Source organism: Streptomyces sp. NPDC001828 (genome assembly GCF_042892175.1).
GTDB lineage: Bacteria > Actinomycetota > Actinomycetes > Streptomycetales > Streptomycetaceae > Streptomyces.
Window position 1 is genome coordinate 520228 of sequence record NZ_JBIATV010000003.1, and the last position, 19175, is coordinate 539402.

The 19175-nt window shown below is 68.3% G+C and carries 20 protein-coding genes; 10 read left to right on the forward strand and 10 right to left on the reverse strand.

Annotated features, from left to right (window positions below; translation table 11 throughout):
* Window positions 1–19: 19 nt before the first annotated feature.
* The 9 genes from ACFYZA_RS13740 to ACFYZA_RS13780 form a co-directional block, all read right to left on the reverse strand.
* Window positions 20–505 (reverse strand): TadE/TadG family type IV pilus assembly protein, encoded by a 486-nt coding sequence (locus ACFYZA_RS13740; RefSeq protein WP_382590950.1) that lies wholly within the window; start codon window positions 503–505, stop codon window positions 20–22.
* Entirely contained in the window at window positions 502–963 is a 462-nt protein-coding gene (locus ACFYZA_RS13745; RefSeq protein WP_388490303.1) for a TadE/TadG family type IV pilus assembly protein, read from the reverse strand. The genes ACFYZA_RS13740 and ACFYZA_RS13745 overlap by 4 nt, the downstream gene beginning before the upstream one ends.
* A gap of 44 nt (window positions 964–1007) precedes the next feature.
* The gene (locus tag ACFYZA_RS13750) at window positions 1008–1388 is read right to left on the reverse strand and encodes a TadE family protein (RefSeq protein WP_382591043.1); all 381 of its coding nucleotides are present in this window, start codon (window positions 1386–1388) and stop codon (window positions 1008–1010) included.
* A gap of 80 nt (window positions 1389–1468) precedes the next feature.
* A complete protein-coding gene (locus tag ACFYZA_RS13755; RefSeq protein WP_382590947.1) occupies window positions 1469–1723 on the reverse strand; it encodes a hypothetical protein in 255 nt (84 codons plus the stop codon).
* Between the two features lie 40 nt (window positions 1724–1763).
* A complete protein-coding gene (locus ACFYZA_RS13760) occupies window positions 1764–2690 on the reverse strand; it encodes a type II secretion system F family protein (protein ID WP_388490093.1) in 927 nt (308 codons plus the stop codon).
* The gene (locus ACFYZA_RS13765; protein WP_388490096.1) at window positions 2687–3670 is read right to left on the reverse strand and encodes a type II secretion system F family protein; all 984 of its coding nucleotides are present in this window, start codon (window positions 3668–3670) and stop codon (window positions 2687–2689) included. Before ACFYZA_RS13765 ends, ACFYZA_RS13760 begins: the two co-directional genes overlap by 4 nt.
* A 10-nt stretch (window positions 3671–3680) precedes the next feature.
* Window positions 3681–4988, reverse strand: a complete 1308-nt coding sequence (locus ACFYZA_RS13770) for a CpaF family protein (protein ID WP_382590938.1) — start codon at window positions 4986–4988, stop codon at window positions 3681–3683.
* On the reverse strand, window positions 4985–5803 hold the full coding sequence (locus tag ACFYZA_RS13775) for a hypothetical protein (protein WP_388490099.1): 819 nt from the start codon (window positions 5801–5803) through the stop codon (window positions 4985–4987). Before ACFYZA_RS13775 ends, ACFYZA_RS13770 begins: the two co-directional genes overlap by 4 nt.
* Window positions 5804–5851: 48 nt before the next feature.
* Window positions 5852–6592, reverse strand: a complete 741-nt coding sequence (locus tag ACFYZA_RS13780; RefSeq protein WP_388490103.1) for a hypothetical protein — start codon at window positions 6590–6592, stop codon at window positions 5852–5854.
* 819 nt (window positions 6593–7411) lie between these two features.
* Here ACFYZA_RS13780 and ACFYZA_RS13785 point away from each other — a divergent pair.
* The 9 genes from ACFYZA_RS13785 to ACFYZA_RS13825 all read left to right on the forward strand — a co-directional run bounded on the left by ACFYZA_RS13785 (window position 7412) and on the right by ACFYZA_RS13825 (window position 16591).
* Window positions 7412–8077, forward strand: coding sequence for a hypothetical protein (locus ACFYZA_RS13785; RefSeq protein ID WP_388490106.1), 666 nt, complete (start codon window positions 7412–7414; stop codon window positions 8075–8077).
* Window positions 8065–9096 carry a hypothetical protein gene (locus ACFYZA_RS13790; protein ID WP_388490109.1) on the forward strand — a complete coding sequence of 344 codons (1032 nt, stop codon included), beginning with the start codon at window positions 8065–8067 and terminating at the stop codon, window positions 9094–9096. The genes ACFYZA_RS13785 and ACFYZA_RS13790 overlap by 13 nt, the downstream gene beginning before the upstream one ends.
* A gap of 246 nt (window positions 9097–9342) precedes the next feature.
* Window positions 9343–9879, forward strand: a complete 537-nt coding sequence (locus ACFYZA_RS13795; protein WP_388490111.1) for a hypothetical protein — start codon at window positions 9343–9345, stop codon at window positions 9877–9879.
* Window positions 9880–10643: 764 nt separating this feature from the next.
* The gene (locus ACFYZA_RS13800) at window positions 10644–12629 is read left to right on the forward strand and encodes a hypothetical protein (protein WP_388490114.1); all 1986 of its coding nucleotides are present in this window, start codon (window positions 10644–10646) and stop codon (window positions 12627–12629) included.
* Window positions 12630–12687: 58 nt separating this feature from the next.
* The gene (locus ACFYZA_RS13805) at window positions 12688–13755 is read left to right on the forward strand and encodes a hypothetical protein (protein WP_388490117.1); all 1068 of its coding nucleotides are present in this window, start codon (window positions 12688–12690) and stop codon (window positions 13753–13755) included.
* A gap of 33 nt (window positions 13756–13788) precedes the next feature.
* Window positions 13789–14073, forward strand: coding sequence for a hypothetical protein (locus ACFYZA_RS13810; protein ID WP_388490120.1), 285 nt, complete (start codon window positions 13789–13791; stop codon window positions 14071–14073).
* Window positions 14074–14262: 189 nt separating this feature from the next.
* Window positions 14263–14919 (forward strand): hypothetical protein, encoded by a 657-nt coding sequence (locus ACFYZA_RS13815; RefSeq protein ID WP_388490122.1) that lies wholly within the window; start codon window positions 14263–14265, stop codon window positions 14917–14919.
* On the forward strand, window positions 14907–15947 hold the full coding sequence (locus ACFYZA_RS13820; RefSeq protein WP_388490124.1) for a hypothetical protein: 1041 nt from the start codon (window positions 14907–14909) through the stop codon (window positions 15945–15947). Before ACFYZA_RS13815 ends, ACFYZA_RS13820 begins: the two co-directional genes overlap by 13 nt.
* Window positions 15948–15979: 32 nt before the next feature.
* Complete coding sequence (locus tag ACFYZA_RS13825) at window positions 15980–16591, forward strand: hypothetical protein (RefSeq protein ID WP_388490127.1); 612 nt, start codon at window positions 15980–15982, stop codon at window positions 16589–16591.
* 49 nt (window positions 16592–16640) lie between these two features.
* Here the strand turns inward: ACFYZA_RS13825 and ACFYZA_RS13830 are convergent, their stop codons facing one another.
* On the reverse strand, window positions 16641–16889 hold the full coding sequence (locus ACFYZA_RS13830) for a hypothetical protein (RefSeq protein WP_388490130.1): 249 nt from the start codon (window positions 16887–16889) through the stop codon (window positions 16641–16643).
* A gap of 78 nt (window positions 16890–16967) precedes the next feature.
* Between ACFYZA_RS13830 and ACFYZA_RS13835 the strand changes: the two genes are divergently transcribed.
* The gene (locus ACFYZA_RS13835; RefSeq protein WP_388490133.1) at window positions 16968–19157 is read left to right on the forward strand and encodes an alpha/beta hydrolase; all 2190 of its coding nucleotides are present in this window, start codon (window positions 16968–16970) and stop codon (window positions 19155–19157) included.
* The last annotated feature ends 18 nt before the right edge of the window (window positions 19158–19175 follow it).

Below are 19175 nucleotides of genomic sequence, written 5' to 3' on the forward strand. Positions count from 1 at the left end.
GAGAGAAAAGAGAGTCACCTCAGCCCACCTCGTTCTTCGCCACGGACCGGCCGTGCACCACGACCTCCCCGCCGTAGAAGAACCCGGTGAACACGGGCTTGTACGTCAACTGGATCTCGACCTCGACCTGTTGGGCGTCGCCCCCCACGCAGTGGGACGCCGCGATGTCCGGGCCGGAGAGGCCGGACGCCCGGGCGAAGGCCTTCACGCGGGCGCCGCAGTTCTCGTAGCGGATGGGCGCCCCCGCCCCGGAGCCGTCGTACAGGGCTTCCTTGTCGATGTCCTGCGCCGCGTAGCGCGCGGCCTGTTCGGCGATGTCCGCCGCGCGCTCCCGCTTGGAGATGGACAGGCCGCCGTCGATGACGAACGCCGCGAGGCCGAGGAAGAGCAGCGCGAAGATGATGACCGCCGCCGCGCCGGAGCCCCGGTCGTCGAGGCGGGCCCGCCGCGCCCGGAGCCAGGCGCGCGGGGACCGGGGCGCGGCCGGGTGCCGTGGCGCGCTCATGCGGTCTTCCTCTTGAACGGGTCGAGCGGTGAGGTCGAGGTGCCGGTCAGGGTGGTGGGGATGTCGAGGCCCAGCATCGCGAGGCCCCGGATGCGGCAGCTGACCTCGACCGTGAAGAACTCCGCGTTCGTCCAGCCCGCGCTGGTCTGCCGTACGGTCACCGGGCCCGAGCAGACGTCCGCGAGGTCGGCCTGCGCGGCCGCCTTCGCCTCGGACAGGGCGGTGCCCAGGTCCTTCTGGATGGAGCCGGCCCGGGCCGCGTCCCGCGCCGCGCCGTCCACCGCGCCGCGCCCGTCGACGAGTTGGCCGAACGCCACCAGGACCAGGATGAACAGGATCATCACCGGGGCGAGGATGACCACCTCGATGGTGGAGAGCCCCCGGTCGTCGGCGGCGGCCGCGGCCCTGCGGTGCAGGGCATGGCGGAGCCCGGCCGCCAGGCTGCGTGCCGAAGCCATGCCGCGCACCGGCGCCAGGGTGCGTACCCGCTGCCCGCCGCCCATCAGTTCGCCCCCTCGCGTACGAATCGTTCGACCGGCCCCTGCGAGCGCGCGTGCACGGTCAGGTGCAGTCCCGGGAAGACCGTCGGCACCTTGGCCTCGATCTCCACGCCCACCGTGTTCCGCTCCGGCTGGACCGCCTGGACATCGGGGGCGAGGACGAGCTTCGGGCCGAGCTGTGCGATGTAGCTGGACGCCTGGTCGCGGGCCTCGCCGCGCCATGTGCCGGGCTGCTCGTCGGCCATGGCCCGCGCCTTGCGGGCACCTGCCTGGGCGGCGGCCTGCGCCACGTGGTCGGCGAAGAAGTACAGGCCGAACTGCACGGTCGCGAAGATCATGAAGAACAGCACCGGGGTGAGCAGCACGAACTCGATCGCGGTCATGCCGGAGTCGCCGCGGGCGGAGGCTGCCTCCACCCGGCGGCGTACCAGGGCCCGGAGTCTGTCGCGCAAGGGAGCGGCGCTCAGCAGGTCTTGTCGGCGCTCGCGCCCTTGATGCAGTCGCCGACCTTGGTGGCGCCGCCCTTGAGGGCCGAGTTGATGACGGCGGCGACCACGCCGACGATCGCCACGACGACCGCGGAGATGATGACCCACTCGACGGCGGACGCGCCCCGGTCGAGCTCGCCGGAGCGGGCGCGCTGGACCCGGCCCTTCAGGAAGGTGACCAGGAAGTCGACGGCCGGGTGGCTGACCTTCGGGAACTGCGGGCGGTTCATGGTGTGTTGGTTTCCTCTCGACAGAAGTGGGGGTGCGCGCTCAGACCTGGAAGACGCGCACCGCGGCGGGGAAGATCAGGAAGACCAGGAAGCCCGCGCAGAGCAGGAGCTGGGCGACGAGCATCGACTGGGACTTCTCACCCGCCGCACCCTCGATCTCGGCCATCTCGCGGTGCCGCATCGTTTCGGCCCGGGACGCGAGGGACTCGCGTACCTTCGCTCCGTCGTCCGCGACCAGGGCGAGCGAGGAGGACAGGTCCTTCAGCTCCTCGACGCCGAGTTCCTCGCCGAGCCGGCCCAGCGCCAGCCACTGGCTGGTGCCGGTGATCCGGGCGTCGGCGAGGGTGTTGCGCAGTCTGCGCAGCGCCCAGCCGTCGCTGACCTCGGCGGCCGCCATCAGCGCCTCGGGCAGTCCTCGGCCGCCGGCCAGGTTCATGGCCACCAGGTCGAGGTACGCCCCGATGACCCGCCGCAGGTCGCGGCGCTTGTCCGCGGCGTCCCGGCGGATTTCGAGGTCGGGCAGGAAGAAGAAGACCGCCCCGCAGAGCAGCGCCAGCCAGACCGGGATGATCGGGCTGCTGCCGAAGCCGAGCGTCACGACGATCACGAAGAGCAGCGGGCCGAAGACGAGGCCCGCGATGCCGAGCAGCACCTTGGTCGCCAGGAACCGTTCCCAGCCCCGCTCCAGGACGGCGAGGTCGGCGCGGATCGAGCGCTGCTCCCAGCCCTGCTTCAGGTACAGCTCGGCGACCCGCGCGCCGATCCCGGAGCGCAGCCCCGCGAGCCGGCCGGAGCCCTGCGTGTCGGCCTGCGGGGTGTAGACGCCGCCGGCCGAGCGCATCGCGTCGATCCGCGCGACCTGCGACACCGCCGAACGCCTGGTCCGCGTCAGCGCCCTGATCAGGACGTAGACGCCGAGGCCGAGGACCGCGCCGATGAGCACCGGTCCGGTGATGGTGTCGGTCACCGCACTCCCTCCCCAGCGGTAACAGGACGCTGTCCGCCCGCGTCCCGGTTCCCGGGGGCTCCCCCGGCGGCGTCCGGGCGCACGAAGCGGGTGTCGGGCTCGTGCCGGACCAGGAAGCGGTCCGGGGTCTCGATCACGGAGAGCTTGCGCAGCCACCAGAAGCCGAGCGCGAACAGGCCGCACACGCCCGCCAGTACGAGCTGGCCGACCGTGGAGTTGTACGGCTTCACGAAGTCGCGGTTGAAGACGGCGAGGCCGAGCACGAACGCGATCGAGACGCCGACCACGATCTGCACGCTGCGCCGGGTCGAGGAGCGCTGGGCCATCACGCGGTGGCGCATGTCGATCTCCTCGCGGGCCGACTTGGCGAGCGCCCCGAGCACCTGGCGCAGCCCCGGGCCGCGCAGCCGGGCGTTGAGGATCAGCGCCGCGACGATGATGTCGGCGGAGGCGTCGTCGATCTCGTCGGCGAGCAGCTGAAGGGCGTCGGGCAGCGGCGTACGGGCCCGCAACCGGTCGACGAGCGCGTCGAGATGGGGGCGAAGGGCGGGGGCGGCGGCGCGCGCCGAGGCGGGGATGGCCTGTTCGAGGCCCACCGCGCCGGCGATGGTGTCGCGCAGCGACTCGGTCCAGGCGGCGAGCGCCTCGACCCGCTTCATCGCGGCCTTCTCCTGCGCGGCGCCGCCGAAGAGCTTGTCCCAGAAGAAGACGAGCAGGCCGGTGGCGATGCCGGCCACCGTCCACCGGGTGAGCAGCAGCACGAGCAGGCCCACGCCGACCGCGATCGAGCCCCGCATGCCCACGAACTGCAGCAGCTCGCCGGCGCGTTCGCTCCGCCTGTCGCGGCCGGCCGGCTTGGCCTGCACGCCACGGATCGCCACGATCAGGAGGGCGAGCCCGCCGCCGACCGCGAGGCCCGCCGCGAGCGCGTACAGGGTCTGGGCCTCGAAGAGACCGCCCATGGAGGGAATGCTGTTCATACGGCCCCGCTCACCCCCAGGCCCCGGAGGGCCGGTAGCCGTGCACGGCGAGTTCCTCGATGCACGAGACGGGGGCGTGCGGAACGACCCGCCCGTCCGGCGTCTCGGCGAAGACCTCGCTGGACAGGACGCGCCCGTCGCAGCCGTTCACCTCGCGGACCGAGGTGACCATGCGCTGCAGCCGGCCGCCGCTCTCGTAGTTGTTGCGCCGTTCCACGAAGACGACGAAGTTGACGGCGCCCGCGATCAGCATCTGGCTGGCCTCGATGGGCAGCCGCTCGGTCGCCTGGAGGGCGTACGTCGAGATGCGGTTGAAGACCTCGGCCGAGCTGTTGGCGTGGATCGTGGAGAGCGAGCCGTCGTTGCCCTGCGACATCGCGTTGAGCATGGTGACGATCTCGTCGCCGAGCACCTCGCCGACGATGACCCGTGACGGGTTCATGCGCAGCGACCGCCGCACCAGGTCCGCCATCGGGATCATGCCGAGGCCCTCGGAGTTGGGCAGCCGCTCCTCGAACGCCACGACGTTGGGGTGGAGTTCGGGGAACTGGTCGAGTCCGAGCTCCAGGGCCCGCTCGACCGTGATCAGGCGCTCCTGGATCGGGATCTCGTTGGCGAGCGCCCGCAGCAGCGTGGTCTTTCCGGCGTTGGTCGCGCCCGCGATCATGATGTTCTTGCGGGCCCGGACCGCGCAGGCGAGGAAGTGCGCCAACTCCGGTGTGACGGTGCCGTTTCCGACCAGGTCGGCCATGAAGACCTTGCCCATGCGGGCCCGGCGGATGGACAGCGCGGGCCGCCGGGCGACCTCCATGACGGCCGAAAGACGCGAGCCGTCCGGCAGCCGCAGGTCGAGCTGCGGGTTGGCGGAGTCGAAGGGACGCGAGGAGAGTCCGGAGTACGCGCCGAGCACCTGGATGAGCTCGATGAGCTCCTCGTCGGTCTCGGCGACCGGATCGGCCCGGACCTCGCGGCCGTCCGCGTACCCGACGAAGACCTGGTCGCAGCCGTTGATGTCGATGTTCTCGACCTCGGGGTCGTCGAGCAGCGGCTGGAGCCGGCCGACGCCGAAGAGTGCCGCGTGCACGGCGGCCGCGTACTGCTCCTCGGTCTCCGCGTCGAGCGGAGTACGCCCGGAGTTGATCTCCGTACGGGCGTACTCCTCCAGTATCTGGGCGATGACGGCACGCGCGTACTGGCGCTCGTCCTCGCCCGACATCGCCGCCACGCCGCGCGCCTGGTCGACGCGCCGCTGCTCGGCGATCCGGTCACCGGCCTCCTGGCGGAACCGCTTGACCAGCGCGTGGTCCACCGCGCTCATCGGCCGACCCCGGCTCCGGCCCACGCGGCGCCGAACTGCTGGTACAGGTCCCCCGAGACCTTGCGGGCGCTGCGGATGAGCAGCGACTTGTCGAGCCGGCCACGGCCGCGCCCGGAGAGCAGGGCCGCGCCCGAGGGGTCGTGCGCGAGGGTGCCGACGACGCGGGCGCCGGTCTGCCCGGCCACGAGCATGTCGTTGACCTGGTGGGAGAGCTTGACGGACGCGCCGGCCTCGGCGACCAGGATCACGCCGATGAAGGGGGTGGCGAGCGCGTTGCCGCGCGGGGCGCCGTGGAGCTGCGCGGTGAGCGTCGCGGCCCGGTCCCGTACCCGGGCGAGGTGTTCGGGTTCGGTGCGCGAGACGAGCAGGGCGAGGGCCGCGTGCGGCAGCAGGTCGAGGGCGGGCGATCCGCCGCTGATCCGGCCGATGTCGGCGATCACGTCGGCCGGGGCGTGCGGGGACTCGCCGAGCGAGGCGAAGGCCCGGCCGAGCGTCGGCCAGCTGCCGGCGAGACCGGCGGCCTGCTCGGCGGCGCCGAGGCCCACGAGCAGTTCGAGCCCGCCGGCCATCGGCTGGGCGTGGTCCCAGAGCTGGTCGGCGGCCAGACCGCGGCGGGCGGCCGCGGCCAGCGAGAGCAGCCCGGTGTTCGGGTTGAGGGCCCCGCCGTTGGTGGCCGTGCAGCGGTACACCAGGTCCCCGCCGGCCGGATCCGTCTCGGCGAGCAGCGCGCGACGGGGCCATACGGCGGCCAGGGCGAGGGCCGCGGTGGTGACACCGGGGGAACCCTTGTCGGAGGCGAGTGCGATGAGCGCCATGTCTTCTGGGTCTTCTGTCTCTTCTACGTCGCCGGGTCGCCGCGCGACTCAGCCGTTGCCCGGCGCGACCCGCACCACGGCGACTTCGCCGGCGGACGCGGCCTGGGTGAGGGCGGCCGCCTCGGCGGTGCTGACCGTGAGGGTGACGGCGAGGTTGCCGCTGCCGAAGGACTTGTCCTGGGTGCCGGTGTCGCTGACGACGGCATGCTGCACGAGGGGTGAACTCCCGCCCGTGGAACCGGAGTTGCCGCTCCCGCTGGACCCGCTCCCCTTGCCGGTGCTGCTGCTGCCGCCGGCGCTGGACCCGACCCGGTAGACGGCGACCGTCTCGCCGTCCTTGAGGTTGGTGGGGTACTGCCCTTCCTTGAGCGAGACGCCCACGGCGGCCTTGCCGGCCTGGAGGCCCCCGTCCTCCGCGAACATCTCGCCGACGAGGATGGAGCCCGAGTACAGGTTGGACTTGGCGCGCAGCTTGCGCAGCGCTTCCCGCTCGCCGGGGTGGATGTAGTGGGTGCCGTCGTCCGCGGCCACCATCACGGTGGTGAGGTCCCCGTCCTGGACGGCGTGCCCGGCGGCCACATCGTTCCGGAGCTTGTAGACCTCGACCCGGTCGCCCGCCCTCAGCACGAGCACGGTCGCCCCGAGGGCGCCGATCAGGATGAGCAGTACGGCGAGGGCCGCGAGGGCCGGCTTGCGCTCCCGGGGCGGCGCCGGAAGCCGTTCACCGACTGGCTGCCCGGGCACCGAGCCCCGGTGGGTCCCCGCCCCGCCGCGCTCCTGGACCTTCACGTCGCTTCTCCCCGTGGTAATTCTTTTGCGACAGCGCCTGGTTGTACAAAGCCGAACCAAAGCCGGCGCACACCTGAATCAAGTCACTTCGAGCCGCCGCGACTTGCACTCGATTCGCCAGTCGTGGCCTGCCAGAGGCCTTCCGCGAGGCCGTCGGAACACTGTCAGATCATGTGATCCGACCGTAGCAGCAGCACATAAGCACCTCAAGACGAGTTAAAGATCGCGAACACCACCCGCCCCGTCAGCACCGGCACAAACTCCACACAAACCACATACAAAGGCACCGTTTCCGACCGCCTTCACCGTGTCCCGTTATCACTGTGCAATCCACGGCCGCGAGTCCACCATGCGGACGCGGACGACCGCGCACGGGGCGCGAGTTCGGCTCCCGAGCACGGGCCGGACGAGTCCGGCCGAAACGGACAGCCGGACATATCCGGCCATCGCCAGCGCTCCGCCCCGAGGAACTCCACAGGACCGGCACGCTCACGGACCGCCCCTCGGGCCGAACCCGGCAACACCGGCCCGGGCGACGGCTCCCCGCCCCACGGCCCGGCCTCGCACCACCATCATCACCACCACCCCCCAGCCCGTCCTGAGTACCCGTACTCATTTGGAACGGGACCCCACACAGGACACTGGAATCCGAGGCGAACGAAGCCTTCCGGAAGGGGAGATCGCGCGAGCGCACCTCACGGTTGCATACCGATGAGTCCGCTATGCCCCGTCCTGTCGCGGACTTTGCCCTAGCGAAACCGGCCCACCCCCGATAACTTCCACTGACTCGCGACCACACCTGTCCCACCGGGAGCATCCGTGAACCGCCGCATCCTGCCGCCGGCCGCAGCCGCAATCGCCGCGACGGCCGCGCTCGTGCTGACCGCGTGCAGTAGCAACGACGCCAAGCCCCAGAACTCGGACAAGGTCGCCGGGGCCGACCAGGGCGGCGGCTCGTCGACGACCCCGAGCGCGTCGGCCTCGGCGTCGGCGCCGTCGGCGGACCGGCCGAAGATCGAGCTTCCGGCGGACGTGACGGACTCGTTCGACCCCGTTTCGGCCGGCGACCCGGTGAAGGACGCCGTCCTCTCCGACAACGCGGAGTTCGTACGCGCCCTCGACGCCGCCATCACGGCCGGGAACCCCCGTCTGCCCGCGCTGGAGTACTACACCGAGGGCGAGGGCGCGGTCGCCGCCAACAAGTGGGTCAAGGAGTTCAGCGACGCCGGGTGGACCGTCACCGGGTCGACTCGCTACTACAACCGCGCCGTAACGGTCCACTCCGCGAAGTCCGCCTCGCTCAGCTACTGCGGGGACGAGAGCAAGGCGTTCAGCAAGGTCGTCAAGACAGGTGAGGTCAAGAAGACGCCTGCCACCAAGAACAGTTATGTCGCGTACGGCGTCCAAGTCACCAAGAATGACAAGGGAGTCTGGGAAGTGACCTCCATCAAGTCGACCCGGGGCGCCGAAACGTGCCAGCCGTAAGCAGCGCCGCGCGCGCCGTGGCCGTGACGTCTCTGGTGAGTGCGGCCTGGCTGCTCATACCGGCCACGGCCTACGCGGACAAGACCCCTCCGCCTGGCGGCGGGATCGGTTCCAGTGGCAACTCCACGTCCGACGGCACCATCTCCGCCACCGCAGGCGGCGTGTTCTACGACCGCTCCAAGAACGGCACCGGCACCTCCGTCGGCCCCGTCACCGCCGTCGGCAACTGGACGCCGCCCGCCTGCTGGTACGTGCCCACGTACACCGCAGAGCAGTTCAAAGCGCATGTCGAGCCGATCTGGAGCGCCGATTCAACCGGTTCCCAGTGGGACAACGAACAACGCGACAGATACGTCAACGGAAAGCCCTACACCAACTTCAACCTGGACAAGGCCGACAAGGGCTACTGGTGGGACTCCTACACGGACCCGAGCTATCGGCCCGGCTGGGACGCCTGCACCAAGCCCTACTTCTGGGTCGACAAGGGCGCACCCCCGCCCGCCGACATTCCCGAGGCCATCACCCCCGAGGTACTCGCCAAGCTGGCGTACGCCGCGATCCGCGTGCCGACCACACACGTGACCCTGAAGCCCGACGGCAGCACCAAGGTGAACCTGCCGACCTGGGCCTGGCTGGACAAGGCCGACTTCCACCCGGTCTCGGTCACCGCCTCCGTCCCAGCACTCAACATCTCGGCCACCACGACCGCCACCCCTCTCTCCCTCAAACTCGAACCCGGCACCGGCGACGCCACCCTCTTCCCCGCCTCCGGCGAATGCCCCATCAACGCCGACGGCTCCATCGGCACCCCCTACGAAGCCGGCAGCGCAGACAAGACCCCGCCCTGCGGCGTGACATACCTGCGCGCCACGAACGGCACCCCCTACAACCTCAAAGCCACCCTCACCTGGAAGATCCACTGGACCGGAACCGGAACCCCCGGCAGCGATCTCCCCGACGGCACCTTCGGCCAGGACCAGCAGGTCCTCGTCCAGGAAATCCAGGCGGTCAACCGCTGACCGCACGACGAGCGGGGTGAGGAGGACCCTCACCCGCATGACCGGACGGTCGGCAACAGTCCTGCCACGATCAGCCCGGTTCGTCTGCAAATGGTCGGAAATCATCAGTGGCGAAGCCAAGTGCCTCGCAGATAGCTTCGATTCACTCAAGTTCACGCTTGTCAGGTGCGGGGCCGGGCGGGCCGGCCCCGGAAGTGCCGTCGACGGCTGTTGCCACGGACAAGCCCGACGCCGGAGAGAACTGGTTTGTACGTCGAGAAGCTCCCCAAGACCTGGTCGGCCATCTGCGTCTGCGTCTACCTGGCCGGGGTGGCCTACATGGGGTTCGACTCCGTTCCCGAGGACACCGGCCCCTGGCTCATCGTCTCGGCGGTGTTCCTGCTGATCCTGCTGCCCTGTCTGGCCGTGCCGATCTCGAAGGCCGTCTACCACCGGATCTCCATCGACCCGGGGCCGGGCACCCTGCGCGTCGGCCGCGAGCGCATCCCGCTCGCCACCCTGGATCCCTCCTCCGTACAGGAAGCGCTCCAACTCCAGTCGCTGAGCCCCGCGCAGCGCTACGCGGCCTCCCTCGGAAACATCGACGCACCGGTCCCGGGCTTCCGCGCCGCCGACCGCGGTGCGCCACGGCTGGTGGGCGGCGGCTGGTCCGTCCCCATGGGCATGGACAGCGTGGTGATCCGTACCCGCCAGGGCGAGCCGCTCAGCATCGCCACCCATGACCGCGTGAGCTTCCTCACCGCCCTGGCGCGGGTGACCAGCGCCCCGAATCCGTACGCGTAGGAGCCACAGGAAGAGGACGAACGACGTGCCTCCCTCGACGGTTCCCGAGGGCGGGCGTGCGACAAGCTCAGCGACTGGCCGCAGCGCGTGGAGGCACGGAATTCAAGGCGGCCCAGCTAGGCGAATTCGGCCGTAGGGAAGTACCGAAAGGGCTACCAAGACGGCGAATACGAGAACTGCACCTTGAACAAGGCCGACGTAGGGGCCTTTTACGTTGCAGTCCGAGACCCGATCGCCGACTGACACCGAAGGCGCAAGCCTGCAACGAATTGCCCTTTGTTTTGACGAGCGGGAAGACGCCCCCGTAAAGAGCGTTGTCACCCCCGAGATCCTCGCCCGGCTCACCTACAGAAACTCCGCAGCGTACGCGGCATGCGACGCCACCAGGACCCCGCCTCCTCGACCGGCACCGGCAACCCTGACGCTCACGCTCTGCCGGATGACCGCGTACGGCACCCCCAGGGCGTCACGAACCAGGAAATCCAAGCCCCCAATCGCTGACAGGCGACGGGATTTCCGGACTTTACGGGCGGCGCAGTTGGGGCATGGTCAAAGGTGGGTCCTCGTTTGCCCAAGAAAGCGGAACCGAACTGCTCACGTCGTAAAGTAGGACGCCGTTGTCTGGGCGTGGGGACACCGGGCCGCCGCGGATCGGCAAGGCTCTGGAAATCGTCCCGGCTGCCGGCCTCCGGACCGCTGTGCCGTCGTGGCGCATGCAACTGAAAGGCATTGCCCTCATGGGGGATTAGGTCGGCGTCGACCCGGTGCGCGTACGCAAACTCGCGGACCGCCTCCAGGACTTGGAGGGTGCCCTGGCAAAGCACGGCGCATTGATCCGGAAGAACTTCACGTCCTGGCAGGGCGGCCTCGACCTTTCCCTGCTGGCCCAGCAGACGCAGGCGGTGGGCGACGATGCCCGCAGCATGTCCAAGCGCGCCGATCTCGCCCGCAATCTGGAGAAGGCCGGCGACGCCACCGGAATGTGCACCCCGGACGGGAACATCATCAACATCCCGTGGGACATGACGGACGTCAACGCGCAGAGCGCCAGGGAGGCCGCGCAGGAGGCCGCCACGCTCAAGAAGGCACTGGACGACCCCAAGAGTGCGGGCTCCCGCGACGACATCGAGGCCATCTCCCGCTCCCTCGCCGACCACCAGGACGACCCCATCTACCTGGCCGCCTTCGCCAACGCGGGCGGCATCGTCGACGCGGCCCGCGTCCCCCGCGCCCTGCACGAGGAGGACGGCACCCACAATGACGACGTCCTCAGCAAGGACTCGCAGAACGTCGTCAGCCAGTACGCCACAGCGGTCAACCGCATCCTCACCCTCCAGTCGGCGGGCAAGATCCCGCCGAATCCGGACTATGTGAAGGCACTCACCAACCCGCCGAACGACGACATGTGGTCCGTCGGCGCGCTCTTCAAGTACGGGCCGAGCGGCGGCAAGTGGGACACGAAGGCACTGACCGCGGTCGGCGGCGCGATGCTCGACTGGCGCAAGGCCCACCCGATGCGCCCCACCTATACCAAGGGTCAGGTCGTGGGCTACTCGTACGTCGGTCCCGCATTCGTGGACCCCGACAACGCCTGGTATGGATCGCTCGGTCTGACGCATTCCTACGTGAGCGAGGGCATCGACGACGCCCAGAAGCGGGTCACGGCCATCGACGCCAACGACCCCTCGCTGGCACTGATGCAGCGTGTCAGCGAGAACGCGGACGCGTCGCGCGGCCTTCTCACCGGCCCCGACGGCGTGCGGCACACGCAGGAACTCGTCAATGACCACTGGGCCACCCCGGGACTCGCGGCCAACGACTACACGTGGCCCAGCGCCGTGCTGCGCGCCGCCACCGGCGACCGTCTGCACCACCCCGTGGAGTCCGCCGAGGCGGCGGCGAACATCATCAACGTGGGCGCGGCGAAGTTCGACTCCGACAAGAAGAAGAGCGACTTCGAGAAGGAGCAGTACCCCGACGACCCTGCTGTGTCGAAGGCGCTGTCCTCCATTTTCCAGTCCTACACACCGGACTTCGCCACCTCGACGGGCATCTCGCAGAAGGACGCGTCGGCCAACGACGACGGCACGATCACCGTGGGCCGCGCGCCGGCCCTGGCCTTCCTCAGCGAAGTCATGAAGAACCATGACGAGGCGGGCAATGTGATCCAGGCCATCGACGCCCAGATCAGTCTCACCTCCCAGCACGGCATCACCGGCGACGAGGGCACGTACCTCAAGAACCTGGCGGAACTGCGCGGCGAGGTCTCGGTCGCGGGCCACGACGTCAACATGGACGAAGCGGCTCTGCGGGATGCCGAGCACGCCAAGCAACTGATGTGGTTCAACATCGTCTCCAGCGCCGCGGCCGCCGTTCCCCTGCCAGCCGGGCCGAAGCTCGTCGAGCTGGGATCCAAGTGGGTCCAGGCCGCGATCTGGGCCGGAATCCCCTACGGCGGCGCGCAGTTCCCCTCCGGCGAGGCGAACCAGGTGGAGAGCAACTACAAGGACATCAAGTTCAGCGACTCGACTTCTATGCAGATCCCGCTGATGCAGGGGCTCGTCAGAGCGGGCGACATCAAGGCTCCCGCAGGCCACCCGGAGTGGGCGAACGGCAACATCGTGATCCGCAACGATGCCGACCGGGCCGCCTTCAACCAGTGGTGGGTGAAGACGAAGAGCGACAATCACGGCCGCCTCGACAACTTCGACGACGACATGCGGGACGCGTTCAGCCGCGGGGTCGGCTGACATGTCCGAAATGGCAGGCCGCCCGAGTGACGGGGCGTGTGAAGGAGGTTCATCCGTGATGCGACGCGGCAGGTGGTGGCCGGCGGCCGGAGCGGCCTCGGTCGTCCTCCTTTGCCTGGGGGGCTGCGGGGGCGGCGGTGACGACCAATGGAAGGAGCCGGCCAAGGGGCAGGCCGAGGTTCTGCTGCGCACCGGCGACGACAACGGCGGGAGCTCGGGCCCCGCCTGGCTCGCCTTCAATGGCGACCCCGACGGCCTCGCGGTCGGTCCCGACGGGAAGGTCTACGGACTGAGTGCGTCGTTGGCCGTGATCGAGGAGGACCACAAGGCCCGGGGAATCCTGGACAACGAAGTGCACGGTACGAGCGGTCTGGTGGTCCTGTCGCCAAACTCCTTCGTGGTCGGCGTCCGCGGTCAGCTGGTGAACGTGTCGGCGTCCGGGCAGCCGCGGACCGTACTCGCGGGCCTGCCGGGCGAGCCCCGGAAGCTCGGGCAGCCGGTCCCGGCCGCCGCGTCGGCCAAGGACTTCCACCTGTCCGACAGCCCGGTCGAACCCTTCGGAAGGCGGCCCGACGGCACCCTCCTGTTCGCGGACGGCGACGTCGTCTGGCAGCTTGCCGCAGGGAAACTGACCCGTCTCTACCAGGCGCCTGACGGCAAGGGTGACGCGGCGGGACGCGGCATCGCCCAGGGAAGCGCCGTGAACCGATCCGGCACGGTCTACGTCCGGACCTCGGCGGACGGCTCCGGAGGGCGACTTGGTGACGTGGTCGCCGTGCGCCGGGACGGATCGAGCGAACACCTCGCCGTCCCCCCTCAGGTCGCCGGGGTGACGGGAAGCACCGCCGACCTGGAAACGACCTGGATGGCGGGCGACGACGGGGACGGCGTCTACGTACGGGCACGTGACGACTCGGCCCAGTACGTCCTGCACGTGGTTTCCGGAAAGGCCGACCTCGTCGCCAAGCAGGCGTCCGGATCCGCGTCCGACGCACAGTGCAAGGAGGGGTATTCGGTGGACGCGATGAAGCTGCCCTGCAAGATGCCCGAAGCGCTGGCCTATTCATCGGGGAACCTCGTCATGGCGGGAAACGCCCCGTTCGTCCTGAAGATCGCGGCGAAGTAGCGCGAACTCGAACCCCGGGAGGGAAACGCACGCATGGGGATACCCCAGGAAGACCGCTTGGACTACGTCTGTCGCCAGGACATGAACGCCATAGAGAGCGCCGTGGGCGAGATCCGCACGGCCATCAGGAACGTCGAGTCGATGATGCCGAAGACCTGGATCGGCAAGAAGGCCGACAACTGGCGGGCCGATCACGACGGACGCATGAAACGACTCAAGACCCTCTTCGACTCCTTCCCCGCCGAGGAGAACCGGCTCGTGGAAAAGGCCCGCCAGGACCAGTCGGCGATGGACAGAAAGATGCACGGCGGAGCCTGAGCCCGGCACGGCCGCCTTCGGGGATCCCTCACACCCGGTACTTCCGGTCCCCCCGGAAGAGGTCGCGCAACCCATCCGTACCGATCCGTCCCAGTTGCCCCGTACTCCCGGGGAATTCGCTCTGGTGAACCCGCGGCCGCGTCGCTAACGTCGGTCCCTCGGACCACAACCGCCTCACCGGGAGCTCCAGTGAACCGCCGCATCCTGCCGGCCGCCGCCGCACTCACGGCGACGGCCGCCCTTCTGCTGACCGCGTGCGGCAGCAACGACGACAAGCCCAAGGGCACGGACAAGATCGCCGGGGCGGACCAGGGCGACAAGGCCTCGGCGTCGCCGAGCGCGGCGCCCTCGGCGAGCGCTGCCGACCGGCCGAAGATCGAGCTGCCGGCCGACCTCAAGATGACGTTCGAGGCCGCGGACACCGGCGATCCGGTCAAGGACGCGGTACTGGCCGACGGCGCGGAGCGCATGCGCGCGATCAACGGCGCCATCGCCGGCGTGGATCCGAAGTACGCCGCGCTGAACTACTACAACGCCGGCAAGGCGTTGGAAGCCGCCTCGACGTGGGTGGAGAAGTTCAAGAAGGCCGGGCAGTCGATGACGGGATCGCTGAGTTACTTCGACCGCCGAGTCACCCTGAACGAAGACAAATCCGCGTCGCTCGTGTTCTGCGCGGACGAGAGCAAGGGCTACGCGAAGGACATCAAGACCGGCCAGGCCAAGGTCACCACCCCGTCGAAGAACGACTTCATCCTGTACAACACCAGGCTGGAAAAGAACGCGGACGGGGTCTGGCAGACAACTCGGATCGTTTCGACCGCGGGGGCGGCTCAATGCGTGAAATAAGCAGGGGCAGGTTCGGCGCGGTCATAGCGGCGGCAGCAATCCTCAGCGCCCTGTGTGCGCCCAACGCTTGGGCCGGCGTGACGCCTCCGGACGGGAGCCGGGAGACCGATACCCCGCCACCGCAGGGCAACTCCACTCCCGACGGCACCCTCTCCGCCACCGCAGGGGGCGTGGTCTACGACCGCTCCAAGAACGGCACCGGCGAATCCACAGGTCCCGTCTCCGCCGTCGGCAACTGGACACCTCCCGCCTGCTGGTACGCCCCCAAGTACAGCCCCGCCGAGTTCAAGGCGTACGTCGAGCCGATCTGGAACGTCGACTCGACCGGTGCCTCCTGGGACGCCTCGCAGCGCGACCGATACGTCAACGGCAAGCCCTACACCGACTTCAACCTGGACAAGGCAGGCAAGGGCTACTGGTGGGACTCGTACGTCGACAAGAGCTTCCCTCCCGGCTGGGACGCCTGCACCAAGCCCTATTTCTGGGTCGACAAGGGCGCACCCCCGCCGGCCGACGTCCCCGAGGCCATCTCGCCCGAGATGCTCGCCAAGTTGGCGTACGCAGAGATTCGGGTGCCTTCTACCAAGGTCACGCTGAAGCCCGACGGTGACAGCAAGGTGAACCTGCCGACCTGGGCCTGGCTGGACAAGGCCGACTTCCACCCGGTCTCGGTCACCGCCTCCGTCCCAGCACTCAACATCTCGGCCACCACGACCGCCACCCCTCTCTCCCTCAAACTCGAACCCGGCACCGGCGACGCCACCCTCTTCCCCGCCTCCGGCGAATGCCCCATCAACACCGACGGCTCCATCGGCACCCCCTACGAAGCCGGCAGCGCAGACAAGACCCCGCCCTGCGGCGTGACATACCTGCGCGCCACGAACGGCACCCCCTACAACCTCAAAGCCACCCTCACCTGGAAGATCCACTGGACCGGAACCGGAACCCCCGGCGGCGATCTCCCCGACGGCACCTTCGGCCAGGACCAACAGGTCCTCGTCCAGGAAATCCAGGCGGTCAACCGCTGAGTCGCCCTCGGCCGCTCCTCAGCTAGCCTCAGATGCGCATCCACCACGAGACAGAGGACGATTACATGGGCACCGCAGGCCTCCGGAAGATCTCCATGGCCGTCCTGATCGTTCTGGCCGCCTGCGGTTGCTCGACCGCTGCTGGAAATCCAGGCTCCTCGAAGAAGAGCAGTGGAAAGAGCGCGACGGGGACGACGTACCAACAGGCCATGGACGCCATGTATCCGGACGTGCTCAGCGCGATGAAGGCCACGATGCCGGGGATCGAGCCCGACGAGTACTCGGACGGCACACGGGACTGCGGCGGCCCCGACTGGATCGACAGCAAGGACGCCAGCAAGCGGACCCTGTCGTCGTACGTCCGGTTGCCCGGTGCCCCCTCGGACAAGCGGACACCCACCACCCTGGTGGAAACCGTGCTGGGTCACCTGCGTGGACAGGGGTGGGCGGAAGACCCTAAGCGGCCGGGCTCCTCCAGCGCTGGTGAGGGCTCGGTGACGAAATACGTAAAGAAGCAGGGTGGCCACGGCACCGTTGTCCTGTCCGCCACGCCGTTCAAGCTGACTTCGGGCGAGGTATCACAGACGCTGGTCGCCCAACTCGTCACCGACTGCCTGCGCAACCCCGATTTCAACAAGAACTGAGCCGGCAGCGAGAAGCCTCCGGTTGACCCAAATGCCGCCCCTGCGGGGGTTAATTGGGCTTGTTCGGGCCGCTCCCGGTGTCCTTCCGGTTGGCAGCTGCCTGGTCGATCGTGTCTGCCATGGTGCCCAACTTGGTTTTACGTGCCGAGAGTTCACCTCGGATGCGTTCCGCGTTCGGGCCAGCCCATCGCTGATCCTCCTTGACGCTCTGGTCCGCCGCGATGGTGATGGGTTCGTCCAGGAGCTTGCGAATGTCGTCCGCCAATTTGCGCAGGTCGGTGGCTTCCTGTGATCCCACTCTCAATACCCCCACTTTATTGGGCCAGTTGGGCAATCCCGTACCGCAATCGGGTCGCAGGCACTACGGTACTCGACCATGGGGATGGTTTACGCGGATCCGGACATGCTCGATCGCCTGGCGAAGTCATTTGACAACAAGGCGCAGGCGATCCCGCAATTGAAGAGCCGGGCCACGGCGCTGAACGTCGGCGACGCGGTGTCCCAATTGCCCGCTAATGCGAGCTGGCTGCAGGACGAGGCACGAGACCTGCGGCGCAGGGCGGGCATCCTCCGAGCACCGTCGGAATCGCCCTTCGATTCCCTCAAGATGTTCGGGCTTCCCGTCTCAACGGCTGGAGACACCGACGCCGCGAAGAAGCTCGAAGACGGGCTCAAGGCAGCACTCGCAGCTCACAAGGACGGAAGTCCGCAGGAGCGGGCCCAGGCGGTCAAGGACTACTTCGCCACCCTCTCGCCCGAGCAGCAGGCCGCGCTCGCCGCGACAGACCCCACCTTCGTCGGAAACCTGGATGGCGTTCCCGTCAACGTGCGCTTCGCCGCGAACCGGATATCCATTCAGAAGGAATTCGACGCGGAGAGTGCTTACTTCAAGGGGCTGGCACCCAACGACCCGGCGTACAAGCGCACCAAAGACCGGGTAGACACGCTCCGGAGTTTCCTCAATCCACGCATCAAGAAGTTCGTCGATCCGGACACAAATAACATTATTAGAGTCGAAGTTCCGCGTCAATTCTTGGTCTTTGACGCCAATTTTGGCTCCACGGCCGACTCCAAGGCCTCGCCCTTTCCCGATGGAAGGGTCGCCGAAGTTGTGGGCGACCTGGAGAGCGCAAAGAACGTTGCTTTTCGAGTGCCGGGCATCACCAACCGTCTCGACAACTTCAACGGATTCAGCGACGGCGGCTTCGATCTCGCCAAGGGCAAGGACGGCATTGAGATACCGGACACCGCTGTAGTCAGCTGGCTCGGCTACGACACTCCGGAGGTCGGCGACTCCGTGGACCCCGCGAAGGCCGTCGTGGGCGGAAATCAGCTCAACGCATTCAGGCAAGGCATAGCGGTGAACCTGCAGCAGGATGCGAAGACCTCGATCTTCGCGCACAGCTACGGAACCCTGGTCACCAGCAAGGCCCTGCAGAGCGGCCTGAAGAACATCGACAACGTCACGTTCATGGGCAGTCCCGGCCTCGGTCCAAACATTCACTCGGTCGCCGACTTCCACATGCCGAACACCAAGTTCTACGCCATGCGGGCCGTCGGAGATCCTGTCTCCTACACCCAGGGACACGGTGATGACCCGGCCGACTTCAAGGACATCATCCGGCTGGGCACGGATGGCGCCAAGGGGCACTCGGACTACTACAAGTCTGACACCGGGTCCTTGGCCAACATGCGGAACATTCTCTTCGGGGGCGCGAAGGAACTCACGTTCACCCACACCACGCTGGACCAGGAGATGCCAGGCGCCACTGAAGCCCGTGAGCTGGTCAAGTTCCTGCACGATCGAGTGGACCCGGAAGTCGTCAACAGGATGGGCGGAGACCTCGACCCCATCGTTCAAGGGCTCCTCAACGGCAGAAGCTCATTCAATGACGTCATTCTGCCGATCAACTCGGTGCTCAATAAATACAACATGCTGGACCGAGTCAAGCCGGCTGACCTGTTCGGCGAGGTCAAGAAACTGGCGGGAAACCTCGCGTACAAACAGACGTACAAGGCAGCCAAAGACCGGGGCGCGCCGGACTTCGTGGCCAATATCGCCGCCAACGCGGCAGCGACGAGTTCTCGAGGTCTGCTCAGTGTGGTGACGTGGCCCGTCGTCAAGATGCTCGAGTTCGACCGGCTGCAGAACAATGTGCGTCAACTCGTCGGCGGACTCGGGTCGGGCGGCAGGAAAATGCTGCAGGACGGCCGGGAAATGACCTCCGAAGTCGCGAAGGACGGTCGCCGGATCGCCTCGGACGGAACACAGCTGGCCGGCACTCTCTTCAAGGACGGCGGCAGCGTCGCGCTGGACGTCGGCGACACTTTCATCCATCCCGGCCACGTCATCGACAATGCGGGCGACGCCCTGAAGTCGATGGACCACGTCAAGAGCCAATTCCTCAGCAAGGGGGGCGATGCCGTCGCCGCCTTCAACCACGCGACGAATACCGTGATCGACAAGGGCGGAAGCATCATCCACACGGGTCTGGACACGGGCAGCAAGGCCCTGCACAAGGGGGCGGACGTAGTCGATTCGGCCCTGAACTTCGTCGGGTTCTAAGCTGTCGCAATCACCACT